Consider the following 14,337-nt stretch of genomic DNA (forward strand, 5'->3'; position numbering starts at 1 on the left):
GCGCTGCGCGGCGGGCTCGACCGCAGCCGCCACCTGATCGGGCAGCTGCTCGCGCTCGCACGGGCGCAAAGCGCGCCAGCGGCGCCGCCCGGCGACGTGTCGGTGCATGCGGTCTATCGCCGCGTGCTGGAAGACCTGATGCCGCTCGCCGATGCGAAAGCCCTCGACATCGGCATCGAAGACGGACCGGATACCTCGGTGCCCGTCGACGAGCTCGAACTCGTGTCGCTCGTGATGAACCTGGTCGACAACGCGATCCGCTACACGCCGCCGGGCGGACGCGTGGACCTGTCGACGCAACGCACGGACACGCACGCGTGCGTGACGATCACCGACACCGGGCCGGGCATCGCGCCGCACGAACGCGAGCGCGTGTTCGATCCGTTCTACCGGGTGCCCGGCAGCGCGCAGATCGGCTCCGGGCTCGGCCTGTCGATCGTGAAGATCGTCGCGGACCGGATGGGCGCCGACGTCACGCTCGCATATGCGGACGACGCGGCATCGCGCGGCTTGCGCATCTCGGTGCGGATTCCGCTTGCGCGTCCGCCTGGGGCGACGCAGTCCGACAGCCGTACCGATACGCCGGCGCAGCACGCACGGCGCGACGGACACCGCGCTTGACGCGCGTCAGCCGCCGATCGTCCCGCGATCGATCTTGCGCGACAGGATGATCGACGTCGTCGTCCGCTCGACGCCTTCGAGCGTGCCGATCTGGTCGAGCAGGTCGTTGAGCCGTTCGGGGGAATCGGCGCGCAGCCACGCGACGTAGTCGTACTCGCCGCTCACCGCACACAGCAACTGCACTTCGGGCATCCGGTCGAGCTTGCGCAACACGTCCTTGCCGAACTTCGGCGTGAGGATGATGCCGACATACGCGTAGATGCTCGCGTCGAGCACGTCCTGCCCGAGCCGGACGCTATAGCCGGCGATCACGTTGGTGCGTTCGAGCCGCGCGATGCGTGCAACGACCGTCGTGCGCGCCACGTCGAGCTGGCGCGCGAGATCCGCGACGCTGGCACGCGCATCGGCTTGCAGCAGCGCGACGAGTTGCCGGTCGAGATCGTCGAGTTGGTCGAGGCGGGGTGGACGCATGAGGCTGGGCCGGGGCACGACGCGCCGGCTGAGTGGAAGGTGACGCGATGATAGCGCCGAACGCCGGCGCGCCCAAACGACCTTGCCCGGATCCGATACGAACCTTTCAATTTCGATTCGTATCGGATGTAAGCAAGTGTCGCATTCACTGCTGCGCCGCACGCAACGTGCTACTAATAACGGGCGACGCGAGAAGCGCGCTTGCGGCACTTGCCGCCGCGCCCGCTCGCAAGACACCACCCCGGAGAGCCAACCATGAAGAAAATCTCGCTCACCCTCGCTACGCTCGTCGTTGCAGCCAGCGCGTTCGCGCAAACCCCGGCGCAGCCGCAAGCGCCCGCCCAGGCCACGACGGCCGCGGCTTCGGCGCCGAGCGCCGAGCAGCGCGCGGAACGTCACGAAGCGCGCGTCGAGCAACGCATCAAGTACCTGCACGACCAGCTGAAGATCACGTCGGCGCAGGAACCGCAGTGGAAGACGTTCGCCGACACGATGCGCGACAACGGCGACACGATGGGCCGCCTCTATCGCGAACGGATGGCGAAGCACGACGTCTCCGCGCTCGACGACATGAAGCAGTATGCGGAACTGTCGCAGGCGAACGCCGACGGCGCGAAGAAGCTCGCCGACGCCTTCGCACCGCTGTACGAGAGCTTCCCGGCCGACCAGAAGGCGCTGGCCGACACGACGTTCCGCAGCTGGCTGCACCACGGCGGCGAGCACCGCGGCAAGGGCAAGACGAAGGGCAAGGACGGCAAGGCGGCAGCCGCGCCGGCCGCCAGCGCCCCCGCGCAGCAGTAACACCCGCCCCGCCGGCGCCGTGCCGCCCGTCCGGGCCGAACGGCGCCGCGCCCTAACGGCGACCGGCGCGTCACACGGCGCGCCGGATTCGGGATAAGCTGCCGGCTTTTCCAGCTTTCCCGCACTTCCCCGCCATGCTCGAACTCAAGCACATCGACCTGCGTACCGACCCGCAGGCCCGTCGCGTCGTCAAGGACGAAACCGTCGCTGTTTCCTTCGCGGATGCCGACGGCGAACTGATGAGCCTCGAAGGCCCGAACCGCTATGTGGCGGGCGACGCGCTGATCACCGGCTCGACCGGCGACCGCTGGGTCGTGTCGCGCGCACGCTTCGACGCCAAATACCTGCCCGCCGATCCGGCACTCGCACACGGCGCACCGGGGGCTTACCGGAACCGGCCGGCCGTCGTGCTCGCACGCCGGATGGACGAGCCGTTCACGATCGCCCGCTCGGAAAACGGCGACACGCTGCGCGGCGTCGCCGGCGACTGGGTGATGCAGTACGCGCCCGGCGACTACGGTGTCGTACAGGCGCAGCGCTTCGCGCAGGTCTACCGCGACGCGTAATGCGGCGCGCCGGCATCGCGCCGGCGCAAACCATCACGCGAAGTCTTCGTCGAGTTCGAGTTCGGCATCGCGCTCGACGGCCTCGCCGGCCGCGTGCCGCTCCTCGAGCGACCCGAGCATTGCTTCCGTATACGCATGCAGCACCGCATGGCTGCGTGCCCGCTGCATCGGCTTGAGCGCCAGATAGCGCGCGAGCGCGGCCGGCACGATACGGATATCGAGCGTCATCCGCTTCGGCGCCGAGCCGAAACGCATCGCGAGCCACTGCACGGACAGGAACCGCCCGCGCGCGTCGCTGCTTTCGGCGAAGCGCGTCTGCTCCGGAAAGAGATCGCAGATCACGCGTGCGAGCGCGTCGAATTCCGCGCTCTGGCAATCGATCAGATAGTCGTCCATTCCGTCTCTCCCGTCAGGCTGCCGCTTGCGACGGCCGGCACGTCTTCACCAGCACGGCGACCAGGATCGCGGCCAGCACGAAATACGCGGCCTCGACCCAGCCGGCCGGCAGCACGCGCACCTGGTACAGCAGCGCCGGCGCAGCCGCGAGCGCATGCAGCACGATCGCGAGCGGCAATACGCCCGCACGGCCGGCGCGCACACCGCGCCAGACCAGCACCGACAGCGCGAGCTGCAGCACGAATGCCGCGCAGCGTTCGAGCAGCAACAGCAGGATCGACTGCGCGGACAACGTCGCGAGCATCACGTGCAGCCGGACGACGGTATCGCCCGGCAGGTCGGCGAGTTGCGTCTCGAGCTGGCCGCGGCTCGCGAGCCACGCGAGATACGACCACTGGCCCCACACGAGCACGCCGACGAACCATGCTTCGGCACCGCCGTGACCGATCCCGTAGCCGATTCCGCGGCTGTCGCCGGCCGACGGGCCGTAGCGGCGGCTCAGGAAACGCATCCCGAGATAGCGGCCGACTTCCTCGAACACGGCGGTCGCGAGCGCGCTGTACGCGACGAACGCGAGCGGCTGCGTGAGCCAGCCATCCGGCGGCGTCTGGCTCAGCACGAGCCCGTGGAACGCGCGTTCGAGGATCATCGCGAACAGCGTGAAGACGGTCACGCCGACGATCGTGTCGCGGCGGTTCAGCGCCAGCGGCTTGCGCAGGAGTCGGTAGAGGACGAGCGGCAGGAGCGCGATGATCAGCGTGGCGGCGATCAGCACCGCCAGCGTGACGGGAGCGACAGTCATGTATTTCCTTGTTCGAGGCAGCGCACCTGGCGCGCTGCGTGCCCCGAATGATACTCAGCTTGCGGTCGACGCGCGCGCAACCAGCTCGCCCGGCAACAGCGAGACGCGTACATCGCCCGCCGCGCCGTCGATCCGCTCGTGCACGAATTCGACGGCCTTGTAGCCGATATCGTAGGTCGGCTGCCGGATCGTCGTGATGCCGATCAGCTCCGCCCATTCCGGATCGTCGATCGACAGCAGCGCCGCCTTCTGCTGCCATGCGGTGCCGAAACGCGCGCGCAGGTGGCGCGCGATCGCGAGCGCGACCGGCGCGTTCGCGGCGAACAGCGCCGCGCGCACGCCGCGCCGTGCCGCGTCGTCGATGCGGACATCGATGTCGGCAAGCGCCGCCGCGGTCGCGTCGGACTCGTTCAGGTCGAGCACGACCGTCGACGGCACCGTCAGCCCGCGCGCCGCCAGTGCCGCGCGGAACGCGGCCTCGCGCAAGCGCCGCGAGCTGACGCGCTCGAACGGCTGCACGACGAAATGGATCGCGTCGAAGCCGTGTTCGACCAGGTGCGCGAGCGCGGTCTCGATCGCATCCGCGTTGTCGAGGCCGATCAGGTCGGCCTCGAAACCTTCGACCGTCCGGTCGACGAGCACGGCCGGGATGCCGGCGCCACGCAGCGGGCGCAGCACGTCCTCGTCGGCGCCGAGCGCGTTGACGATCAGCCCTTCGACGCGGTACGTCGTGAGCAACTGCAGGAAGCGGCGCTCCATCTCGACTTCGTTTGCCGCGTGACAGATCAGCGGCATGTAGCCGAGCGCGTGGCATGCGGCCTCGACGCCCTGCAGCACTTCGATCGTGTACGGATTGGTCAGGTCGGCCGCGAGCATGCCGAGCAGCCGGTTGCGGCCGCGCTTGAGCCCGCGCGCCATCTGGTTCGGCCGGTAGTTGAGCCGCGCGATGGCCGCTTCGATCCGCTGGCGCAGATCGGTGGACAGCACGTGCGTCTCGCCGTTCAGGTAGCGCGACACGCTGGTTTTGCCGGTGCCGGCCTCGCGCGCGACATCGCTGATCGTCGCCGGACGCGTCGTGGTTGGTTGCGAATCGGTCACTGTCGTGCCTCGCGACGTACGATCCGCGCCGCTTCGTGAGCAGACGGACCTTTGTTGTTGGAAACGTAAGCCACCCGGTGGAATCTCCTGTCGACCAGCGTTAGCGCTTTAGCGCTTACGCGGGTCCCATGCTTCGCGGTCGGTCAGCGTAGCCCTTCAGCGCTTACGCCGCCCCCTGCTTCGCGACGATCGGCGCCGGCGCGTCGGCACCCGCCCCGGTCACGTGCAAAAGCAGTCGGCCGCACCGGACCTGGCGCGGATACCCGTCGCGGGACGCTGCCGGCAGCGATGCCGGCCCGTCGATGCGACGCGCGGGCGATCATAACGCAGCCAGCCCTCCGGCACCAAGACCATCGACTCTAACGAAGCCGGCGCCCTGCCGGCCGGACGTCAGCCCGCGGTTGACCCGTGGTTGACCCGTTACCCGCCGCCGCTCAGGCGCGCGCGAGCGCATCCGGATTGACGAGATTCGTGCGCAGCGTGCCGGCCAGCGCGCCGACCAGGTTTTCCGCGGCGCAGCGCGCCATCGCGTGGCGTGTCTCGTGCGTCGCCGAGCCGATATGCGGCAATGCGACGACATTCTTCATCTGCAGCAGCGGCGAATCCGCCGGCAGCGGCTCCTTCTCGAACACGTCGAGCCCCGCGCCGCGGATCGTGCCCGCACGCAGCGCATCGACCAGCGCGGCTTCGTCGACCACCGGCCCGCGCGATGCGTTGATCAGGATCGCGCCGCGCTTCATCTTCGCGAATTCGGGCGCACCGATCAGATGACGCGTTTCCGGCGACAGCGGCACTTGCAGGCACACGAAATCCGATTGCGCGAGCAGCTCGTCGAGCGTGACGCGCCGCGCGCCGTATTGCGCCTCGGCTTCCGCATGCGCGGACCGGTTCGCGTACAGCACCTGCATCCGGAAACCGAGCGCCGCGCGGCGCGCGACCGCGCCGCCGATCCGCCCGAGCCCGACGATGCCGAGCGTCTTGCCCTGCACGTCAGTGCCGTACAGGTCGGGGCCGATGCTGTGATGCCAGTTGCCGGCCTTCACCCACTCGGCCAGCTCGACCACGCGTCGTGCCGACGCAAGGATCAGCGAGAACACCGTATCGGCGGTCGACTCGGTCAGCACGTCCGGCGTATGCGCGAGTACGATCCCGCGCCGCGTGAGATCCGCGACGTCGAAGTTGTCGTAGCCGACCGAGATCGTCGACCACGCCTTCAGCCGCGGCGCGCGGTCGAGCATCTGCGGCGTGACCTTCAGGCTCGCGCCGATCGCGCCGTCCGCGTCGCCGAGCGCATCGGCGAGGGCTGCGGCGCCGTCGGCCTGCACGACGTCCGCATGCTCGCGCAGGTACGCGAGGACGTCATCGGGTAGCGGCTTGTACGCGACGATACGGGGCTTCATCGGATTCATTTTCCTTGCAGCGGCGTCGCGAGCGGATGCGGATCGCGCGCCTGGGGTTTGACGGACAGCGTGAGGATCACCGCGGCGACGAGCGCGGCGCTCATGAATGCGTACGACGCGACGGGCGAGCCGGTCGCCCCGTTCAGGTAGCCGACGAAGTACGAGCCGACGAACGAGCCGAGCGCGCCCATGCTGTTGATCAGCGCCATTGCGCCACCGGCGACGTTCTTCGGCAGCAGTTCCGGCACGATCGCGAAGAACGGGCCGTACGGCGCGTACATCGCGGCGCCTGCCACGACCAGCAGCGCATACGAGATCCAGAAATGCGACGAGCCGAGTGCATACGATGCGGCGAACGCGGCCGCGCCGATCAGCAGGAACGGCCACACGAAACCGCGCCGCGAGCCGACCTTGTCGGACGCCCACGACGCGGCGAGCATCGCGATCGTCGCGGCGAGATACGGCAGCGCGGACAGCCAGCCGGTCGCGACCATCCCGAGGTCGGAGCCGTTCTTGACGATCGACGGCAGCCACAGCACGAAGCCGTACACGCCGATGCTCCAGCAGAAATACTGTGCGCACAGCTTGATCACGGCCGGCGAGCGGAACGCCTCGCCATAGTTGCGTACCGGCTTGATCGCGGCCTGCTCGGCCGCAAGTGCGGCGTCGAGGTCGCGCTTTTCCTGCGCGTTGAGCCACGGCGAATCGGCCGGCTTGTCCTGCACGAGGAACCACCAGCACACGGCCCAGAGCACGGCCGGCACGCCTTCGGCGATGAACATGTGGCGCCAGCCGAATTCGTGCACGAGATAGCCCGACAAAATCGACATCCACAGCACGGTGACCGGGTTGCCGAGAATCAGGAACGTGTTCGCGCGCGAGCGCTCGTTCTTCGTGAACCAGTTGCTGATGTAGATCAGCATCGCCGGCATCACGGCCGCCTCGACCACGCCGAGCACGAAGCGGATCGCCATCAGCGACGGGATGTTGCTGACCACGCCCGTGAGCGCGGCGCAGGCGCCCCACAGGATGAGGCTGACGAACACGAGCTTCTTCACGCTGCGGCGTTCCGCGTAGATCGCGCCGGGAATCTGGAAGAAGAAGTAGCCGAGGAAGAACAGCGCGCCGATCAGCGACGACAGGCCCTTGCTGATCCCGAGGTCCTGGTTGATGCCGGCCGCGGCCGCGAACCCGTAGTTCGCGCGGTCGAGGTAGGCGAGGCTGTACGTGATGAAGACGATCGGCATGATCGTCCACCAGCGGCGGGCAGCAAGCGTATTGGCCATCAGAATGTCTCCTATGTCGACCAGAGTTAGCGCTTTAGCGCTTACTCTGGTCCCATGCTTCGCGGTCGACCGGAGTTAGCGCTTTAGCGCTTACTCCGGTCCCATGCTTCGCGGTCGGAACGCACGCTTCGGCGCGCGTCCCGGTCCCGGATGTTGCCGTGCGCAAGCACGACGAATTGAGTCCGAGGATTGTGCCGTGTCCGGCCTCTCATTACGCGGTGAAGGTTTCCTCTAAGCGATCGGCGCGATTGCTGACGTTTTCGATTCGATCGAGCGCGGCGCGGGTCGGCAGCCCTTCCGAGTCGCCGATCACCTGGATCGCGAGTGCGCCGATCCGGTTGCCGCGCGCCACGGCCTGCTCGATCGTCTTGCCTTCCAGCAGCGCGCTGACCACGCCGACCGCGAAGCCGTCGCCGGCACCGACCGTGTCGACGACGTGCTGCACGCGCTCGCCGGTCACGGTTCCGTCACGGCCGTCGGCTGTCCGGTAGTACGCGCCTTCGGCACCGAGCTTGATCACGACGCCGCGCGCGCCCTGCGCAAGGTAGAAGCCCGCGATGTCGGCCGGCGTGTCGTGCCCGGTCAGTTGCCGCCCTTCGGCGATGCCCGGCAGCACCCAGTCGGCCAGCGACGCGAGCGCGTTCAGCGTCTTCGCCATCACGTCGGCGGACGGCCACAGCGTCGGGCGCAGGTTCGGGTCGAACGAGATCGACTTGCCGGCCGCGCGCATTTCACGCGCCAGCCTGAACGCGAGCTCGCACGACGTCGCGGAAATCGCCGGGGCGACGCCCGTCAGGTGCAGGTGGCGTGCGCCGAGCACGTAGTCGGCCACATAGTCGTCGCACGACAGGTGGCTCGCGGCCGAGCCCTTGCGGAAATATTCGACGGTCGGGTCGCAGCCGTCGTCGTTGCGCGACTTGAGCTGGAAGCCGGTCGGGTAACGCGGGTCGACGGTCACGCACGACGCGTCGATGCCTTCGCGCGCCAGCGTGTCGAGCACGTAACCGCCGAACGAATCGCGGCCGACGCGGCTCATCCAGCCGACCCGGAAACCGAGCCGCGACAGGCCGATTGCGACGTTCAAGTCGGCGCCCGCGATCCGCTTCGCGAATTGCGTCGCATGCGCGAGGTGGCCGGGCTCGTTCGCGACGAACATGGCCATCGCTTCGCCGTAGGTCACGACATCGAGTGCTGCTTTCATGAATGAACTCTCCAGGATCCTGCCGCCGTCACGCGGTGGCGAGCCACGCGACGCGTCGGCACGCATCGCCCGCCAGGTCGGCCGCGTCGAACGGAAACTCGATGCCGCGCGGCGCCTGCTGCGGCAGCGCCGCGAGCACGCCGGTCACGAGCGGGTCGTTCGGCGCCGGTGCGGCGGCGAAACGACGCGCGCCCTCACCCTCGACTGCCTTGCAATGAATGTATTCCACATGCGGCGCGAGTACTTGTGCGCAATCAAGCGGCGCTTCGTCCGGCCACTGCCAGTTGCCGATGTCGAAGGTCATCCCGAGCGCATCGGGCATGCCGGCCGCGGCCAGCGCGTCGAACAGCCCGCGGAACTGCGCGAGCGCGCCGCCGACCGGAAGCTGGCCGTTCTCGACCACCACGCGGGCCCGCGCGCCGCGCGACAGCGCGACGATGTCGGCCGCATGCGCGTCGCCGGCGAAACCGCCGAGCTGGAATTTCACGAAGCGCGCACCGAGCGCGTCGGCTTCCACGAGTGTGCTGCGCAATGCGTCCGCATCGAGCGCGCCCGTTTCGGTATACAGGTTGGCCGGCGTCGAATAGACCGACCACAGCCCGTGGCTGGTCAGTTGCGCGCCGAGCGCGGCCAGCGCGCCGGGTGCCGCGTCGTCTTCCGACGCGAAGAGTTCGCGCCGCACCTCGAAGCCGGTCGCACCGGATGCCGCCGCGGTCGCGACGAATGCGCTGTGGCCCTCCTGACGCACGCGGTCCATCCCGAATGCGCTCGCCACGATCACGATGTCTGTCATGTTGCCCTTTTCACCGGACTGGAACCGGTTCCATTTGCTTGAGACGGATGGTGCGCTTCGCGTCGGACCCACACCATAGAGGAAATCCCTAAGACGGAACCCGACGCGAGCGCGCACCCGATGGCCCGCATCGCGCGTGCCCGGGCCGGGTTCGGCCGCTCAGGCGAGGTCGTGCGCGAGGCTCATCTCGAGGAATTGCGCGGCGACCCGCGACGGCGCGCCGCCGTGCGGCACGAGGATGGAGAAGTGACGTGTGAGCGGCGCGGGCGCGAGCGAGCGCAGCACGAGCGCGGCATCGTCGTGACGCAGCGACATTGCGGACACGAACCCGACCCCCATCCCGGCGCGCACGGCTTCCTTCACGGCCTCGACGCCCGCGATCTCGAACGCGACGCGCATCGGCGCCGCGCCATGCGCAAACGCGCGCTCGACGAGCTGCCGCACGGCGGAGCCCGCCTCGCGCAACACCAGCGGATGGGCGGCCAGCGCTTCAAGCGTGACCCCCGACGCGTATTCGGGCGCGGCCAGCGGATGCCCGGTCGGCACGATTGCCACGATCTCGTCCTCGCGCCACGCATGCACCGCGGTGCCCGGCGGCAGCGCCTCGCCGGGCGGCCCTTCGATCATCGCGATATCGAGCGTCGGCAGCGCCGCGACCACGTCGGCCGTGTTGCCGCTCATCGTGTGGATCGCCACGCGCGGCGCGCGCGGCTGGAACGCCGCGATCAGGTACGGCAGCAGGTAGCTCGCGGGCGTCGTGCTCGCGCCGATGCGCAGCGTGCCGGCCTCGAGGCCGCGCACCGCGTCGCGAAACGCGCGCGCCTGTGCAAAGGTGTCGCGCTGCGCCTTCGCGTACTGCGCGAGCTGTTCGCCAACCGGGGTCAGGCGGATGCCACGACCTTCGCGCTGGTACAGCGGCTCGCCGAATTCGTCCTGCAGCAGCCGCAACTGGCCCGACACGGCCGGCTGCGACAGATGCAGCGCCACGGCGGCGTGGCTGATGTTCAGGTGCTCGGCGACGGCGGCGAACGTTATCAGTTGATCCGGGGTCATGGGGATAAATTATCGGCTTTCCGGATAGTTTACGTCACAAATCACAATTTTTCATATCGATATAACGAAATTAGGATTACAGCATCGCAACACGCTCAATCACGGTGCTTCCATGTCCACTGCCCCGACTCCCCATCTCAGCCCCGCCGCGCCGTCGATGCGCGGCCAGTTGAACGGCGTGCTGTTCGTCGCGCTGTTCGCCGCCGCCGTCACGAGCCTGTCCCAGCTTCCCGCGATCGCGGGGCTCGGCCTGTCGCCGCTGATCGTCGGCATCGTCGCCGGTGCGCTGTACGGCAACGCGCTGCGCGACGGCATGCCGGCCAGCTGGGCGGCCGGCGTCAACTTCTCCGCGCGCAAGCTGCTGCGCATCGCGGTCGCGTTCTTCGGGCTGCGCGTGAGCCTGCAGGAAATCGCGCAGGTCGGCCTGCCGGGCCTGACGGTGTCGGTGCTGGTCGTCGTCAGCACGCTCGTGATCGGCACCTGGGCCGGCATGAAGATCATGAAGCTCGACCGCGATTCGGCCCTGCTGACCGCCGCCGGCAGCGCGATCTGCGGCGCGGCCGCGGTGCTCGCGTTCGAGTCGACGCTGCAGTCGAAGCCGCATCAGAGCGCGATGGCCGTGGGCAGCGTCGTGCTGTTCGGCACGCTGTCGATGTTCCTGTACCCGATCGCGTATCACGCCGGGCTGTTGAATCTCGATCCGGCCGGCCTCGGCCTGTTCTTCGGCGGCACGATCCACGAGGTCGCGCAGGTGGTCGGCGCGGCGAGCGACATCAGCCCGCAGGTCGCGCACATCGCGACGATCGTCAAGATGACCCGCGTGATGCTGCTGGTTCCGGTGCTGCTGGTGCTCGGCTGGTGGCTCGCCCGCTCGGCACGCGCCACCGCCGGCGGCGCGCAAGGCAAGCGCAAGGTGGCCGTGCCCTGGTTCGCGCTCGGTTTCCTCGGCTTCGTGATCGTCAATTCGCTGAACGTGCTGCCCACCGACGTCACCCACACGCTGAACGTGCTCGACACCTTCGCGCTGACGATGGCGATGACCGCGCTCGGCATCGAAACCCGCGTCGCGCAGATCCGCGCAGCCGGCCCGCGTGCGCTGATGACCGGCCTGATCCTGTACGTGTGGCTGATCGCCGGCGGCTACGGGATCACCTGGGCCGTGCAGCACTGGCTTGGCTGAGTTGCCCGCCCGTGACACTTCGCGCGCCGCGCCCGACGGGATGGTCCCGCGGGCGCGGCGCAGTGCTATGCTTCGCGTCGTTTTCCATCGCCCTCGTTCAGCCGTGCTCTCTTTCCTGCTGAAGCTGCGCACTCGCGCCCAAACGCTGTTCCGCCTGTCGGACGCCCATACGATGCTGATCTGGTCGGCCATCGTCGGCGTCGGCGGCGCCTTTGCCACGATGGCGTTCCGCGAAGGCATCGACCTGATGCAGCACCTGATCTCAGGGCAAAGCGGCAGCTTCGTGCAGATGGCCAAGCGCCTGCCGTGGTACGTGCGATTCTGGATGCCGGCGGCCGGCGGCTTCCTTGCCGGCTGCGTGCTGCTGCTCGCGACCCGCGGCGACAAGAAAGCCGGCAAGACCGACTACATGGAATCGGTCGCGCTCGGCAACGGCGTCGTGCCGGTCCGCCAGAGTCTGTGGCGCAGCGTCTCGTCGCTGCTGACGATCGGCAGCGGCGGCTCGATCGGCCGCGAAGGCCCGATGGTGCAGCTCGCGGCGCTCGCCGCGTCGCTCGTCGGCCGCTTCGCGCACTTCGACCCTCCGCGCCTGCGCCTGCTGGTCGCGTGCGGGGCGGCGGCCGGCATTACGTCCGCGTACAACGCGCCGATCGCCGGCGCCTTCTTCGTATCGGAGATCGTGCTCGGCGGCATCGCCATGGAAAGTCTCGGGCCGATGATCGTCGCGTCGGTCGTCGCGAACATCGTGATGCGCGAATTCGGCGGCTACCGGCCGCCGTACGAGATGCCGGTGTTTCCGGCCGTCACCGGCCCCGAAGTGCTGCTGTTCGTCGTGCTCGGCGCGCTGTGCGGCGTGCTCGCGCCGCAGTTCCTGCACCTGCTCGATGCCTCGAAGAACCAGTTCAAGCGGCTGCCCGTGCCGCTGCCCGTGCGGCTCGCGCTCGGCGGCCTCGTCGTCGGCGTGATCTCGGTATGGGTGCCGGACGTGTGGGGCAACGGCTACAGCGTGGTGAACCACATCCTCCATTCGCCGTGGACCTGGCAGGCACTCGTCGCGGTGCTCGTGTTCAAGGTGATCGCGACCTCCGCCACCGTCGGCTCCGGCGCGATCGGCGGGGTGTTCACGCCGACGCTGTTCGTCGGCGCGGTGTTCGGCTCGCTGTTCGGGCTCGCGATGCAAGCCGTGTGGCCCGGCCATACGTCGGCGTACTTCGCGTACGCGATCGTCGGGATGGGCGCGTTCCTGACGGGCGCCACGCAGGCGCCGCTGATGGCGATCCTGATGATCTTCGAGATGACGCTCAGCTACCAGGTCGTGCTGCCGCTGCTGGCGTCCTGCGTATTCGCGTACTTCGTCGCGCGCGCGACCGGGACGACGTCGATGTACGAGATCACGCTGCATCACCACCAGGATGCCGAGGAACGCAGCCGGATCCGCACCACGCAGATGCGCGAGCTGATCCAGCCCGCGCAGACGGTCGTGCCGCTCACGGCGAGCGTCGCCGACATGACCCGCGTGTTTCTCGAATATCCGGTGAAGTATCTGTACGTGACCGACGACACCGGGCGTTTTCGCGGTGCGGTCGCACTGAAGGACATCACGTCCGACCTGCTCGACAAGCGGGACACGACCGACAAGACGGCCGCGCATTACGCGCACACGCCGTTTCCGCTGCTCACGCCCGACATGCCGCTCGCCACCGCGCTCGAACGCTTCATGGCGTTCCAGGGCGAACGCCTGCCGGTGATCGAAAGCGAAGCCGAGCCGACGCTCGCGGGGGTCGTCTACAAGACGTCGCTGCTCGATGCGTACCGGCGGATGACCGGCGAGCGCTGACCGGGCGATTCGCCCCCGGCAGCGCGAGCGCGGCTCGACGCCGGGGCTGGCTCAGTCCGGCGCGCGCCCGAGCACCACGCGCGCGAAGAACCCCGCGAGCACCGATTCGGCCACCTCGGCCGACACGTGCTGCGGATCGGCCGTGTAGTACGACTGCACGCCGTCACACAGGCACATCAGCCCGAATGCCAGCGTCTCCGCCGGCAACAGCAGCGGCGTGCCCGCGCGCTCGGCGAAACGCTTGATGAACTCGGCCATCTGCAGGCGCTTGCCGTGCAGGAACTGGTTGAAGCGCACGCGGAACTTCGCGTCGCGCGCCGCCTGCAGCTTCGCCTCACCCCACAGCAGCGAATATTCGTCGTCCTGAAACAGCGTCCGGTAATACGCGAGCGCCATCGACTCCATCTGCTCGCGCGATCCGCCCCCGTCGAAGATCGCCTGGAAGTCGGCCTGCACTTCCGCGTGGTCGCGCTCCAGCAACTCCAGCAACAGGTCGGACTTGCTGCTGAAATTCGAGTAGAACGCGCCGCGCGTATAGCCGGCCGCTGCCGCGATGTCCTCGACGCTCGCGGCCACATAGCCTTTCTTCAGAAAAATACGGTGCGCGGCAATCAGCAGACGTTCGCGCGTCTGGTCCCTGCTCTGCTCGCGAGTTAAGCGCTGTGGTTTCATGGCGCGCAGTCTAGCACTATTTACCTTTCGGATTCATCTTTGCATTCGGATACAGGTGTGTATTAGAATTCGCCACAGTTTCCGAAAGATCTTGTCCGCGCGCCCGTGCCGGCGCCGCTCGGGGCAAGCGCCCGTCGCGCTTGCCGGCTTCGTTCCGCTC

General features: G+C 68.5%; 15 protein-coding genes. 5 read left to right on the plus strand and 10 right to left on the minus strand.

Annotated features, from left to right (window positions below):
• A partial coding sequence (locus G3N61_RS28025; RefSeq protein ID WP_205824095.1) for a HAMP domain-containing sensor histidine kinase occupies positions 1-621 on the plus strand: 621 nt, incomplete at its 5' end.
• Between the two features lie 6 nt (positions 622-627).
• Here G3N61_RS28025 and G3N61_RS28030 read toward each other — a convergent pair.
• Positions 628-1,092, minus strand: coding sequence for an Lrp/AsnC family transcriptional regulator (locus G3N61_RS28030; RefSeq protein ID WP_006481526.1), 465 nt, complete (start codon positions 1,090-1,092; stop codon positions 628-630).
• Between the two features lie 255 nt (positions 1,093-1,347).
• Here G3N61_RS28030 and G3N61_RS28035 point away from each other — a divergent pair, with 255 nt between their 5' ends.
• The gene (locus G3N61_RS28035; protein ID WP_089450559.1) at positions 1,348-1,893 is read left to right on the plus strand and encodes a Spy/CpxP family protein refolding chaperone; all 546 of its coding nucleotides are present in this window, start codon (positions 1,348-1,350) and stop codon (positions 1,891-1,893) included.
• Between the two features lie 134 nt (positions 1,894-2,027).
• Positions 2,028-2,459 carry a PGDYG domain-containing protein gene (locus G3N61_RS28040; RefSeq protein WP_021160921.1) on the plus strand — a complete coding sequence of 144 codons (432 nt, stop codon included), beginning with the start codon at positions 2,028-2,030 and terminating at the stop codon, positions 2,457-2,459.
• Between the two features lie 33 nt (positions 2,460-2,492).
• Here the strand turns inward: G3N61_RS28040 and G3N61_RS28045 are convergent, their stop codons facing one another.
• The 8 genes from G3N61_RS28045 to G3N61_RS28080 form a co-directional block, all read right to left on the minus strand.
• Positions 2,493-2,855: a DUF3022 domain-containing protein gene (locus G3N61_RS28045; protein ID WP_089450561.1), complete on the minus strand. Its 363-nt coding sequence runs from the start codon at positions 2,853-2,855 to the stop codon at positions 2,493-2,495.
• Between the two features lie 13 nt (positions 2,856-2,868).
• On the minus strand, positions 2,869-3,657 hold the full coding sequence (locus G3N61_RS28050; RefSeq protein ID WP_175021068.1) for a YhfC family glutamic-type intramembrane protease: 789 nt from the start codon (positions 3,655-3,657) through the stop codon (positions 2,869-2,871).
• 54 nt (positions 3,658-3,711) lie between these two features.
• Positions 3,712-4,755, minus strand: a complete 1,044-nt coding sequence (locus G3N61_RS28055; protein ID WP_043183001.1) for a LacI family DNA-binding transcriptional regulator — start codon at positions 4,753-4,755, stop codon at positions 3,712-3,714.
• A gap of 434 nt (positions 4,756-5,189) precedes the next feature.
• On the minus strand, positions 5,190-6,155 hold the full coding sequence (locus G3N61_RS28060) for a D-glycerate dehydrogenase (protein ID WP_205824096.1): 966 nt from the start codon (positions 6,153-6,155) through the stop codon (positions 5,190-5,192).
• 5 nt (positions 6,156-6,160) lie between these two features.
• Positions 6,161-7,441, minus strand: a complete 1,281-nt coding sequence (locus G3N61_RS28065; RefSeq protein WP_043183002.1) for an MFS transporter — start codon at positions 7,439-7,441, stop codon at positions 6,161-6,163.
• A gap of 211 nt (positions 7,442-7,652) precedes the next feature.
• Positions 7,653-8,642, minus strand: coding sequence for a sugar kinase (locus G3N61_RS28070; RefSeq protein WP_043183194.1), 990 nt, complete (start codon positions 8,640-8,642; stop codon positions 7,653-7,655).
• Positions 8,643-8,670: 28 nt separating this feature from the next.
• Positions 8,671-9,435, minus strand: coding sequence for a sugar phosphate isomerase/epimerase (locus G3N61_RS28075; protein WP_205824097.1), 765 nt, complete (start codon positions 9,433-9,435; stop codon positions 8,671-8,673).
• Between the two features lie 159 nt (positions 9,436-9,594).
• Positions 9,595-10,488, minus strand: coding sequence for a LysR family transcriptional regulator (locus G3N61_RS28080; protein ID WP_089450564.1), 894 nt, complete (start codon positions 10,486-10,488; stop codon positions 9,595-9,597).
• Between the two features lie 112 nt (positions 10,489-10,600).
• On the opposite strand from G3N61_RS28080, the gene G3N61_RS28085 reads away from it, so the two are divergent.
• The gene (locus G3N61_RS28085) at positions 10,601-11,668 is read left to right on the plus strand and encodes a YeiH family protein (protein ID WP_011352183.1); all 1,068 of its coding nucleotides are present in this window, start codon (positions 10,601-10,603) and stop codon (positions 11,666-11,668) included.
• Positions 11,669-11,771: 103 nt separating this feature from the next.
• The gene (locus tag G3N61_RS28090) at positions 11,772-13,505 is read left to right on the plus strand and encodes a ClcB-like voltage-gated chloride channel protein (RefSeq protein WP_043183008.1); all 1,734 of its coding nucleotides are present in this window, start codon (positions 11,772-11,774) and stop codon (positions 13,503-13,505) included.
• A gap of 51 nt (positions 13,506-13,556) precedes the next feature.
• Here G3N61_RS28090 and G3N61_RS28095 read toward each other — a convergent pair whose 3' ends face one another.
• Complete coding sequence (locus tag G3N61_RS28095) at positions 13,557-14,177, minus strand: TetR/AcrR family transcriptional regulator (RefSeq protein ID WP_043183009.1); 621 nt, start codon at positions 14,175-14,177, stop codon at positions 13,557-13,559.
• Positions 14,178-14,337: the final 160 nt, after the last annotated feature.

The organism is Burkholderia sp. Ac-20349 (genome assembly GCF_017104865.1).
In the GTDB taxonomy this organism is placed as follows: domain Bacteria; phylum Pseudomonadota; class Gammaproteobacteria; order Burkholderiales; family Burkholderiaceae; genus Burkholderia; species Burkholderia aenigmatica.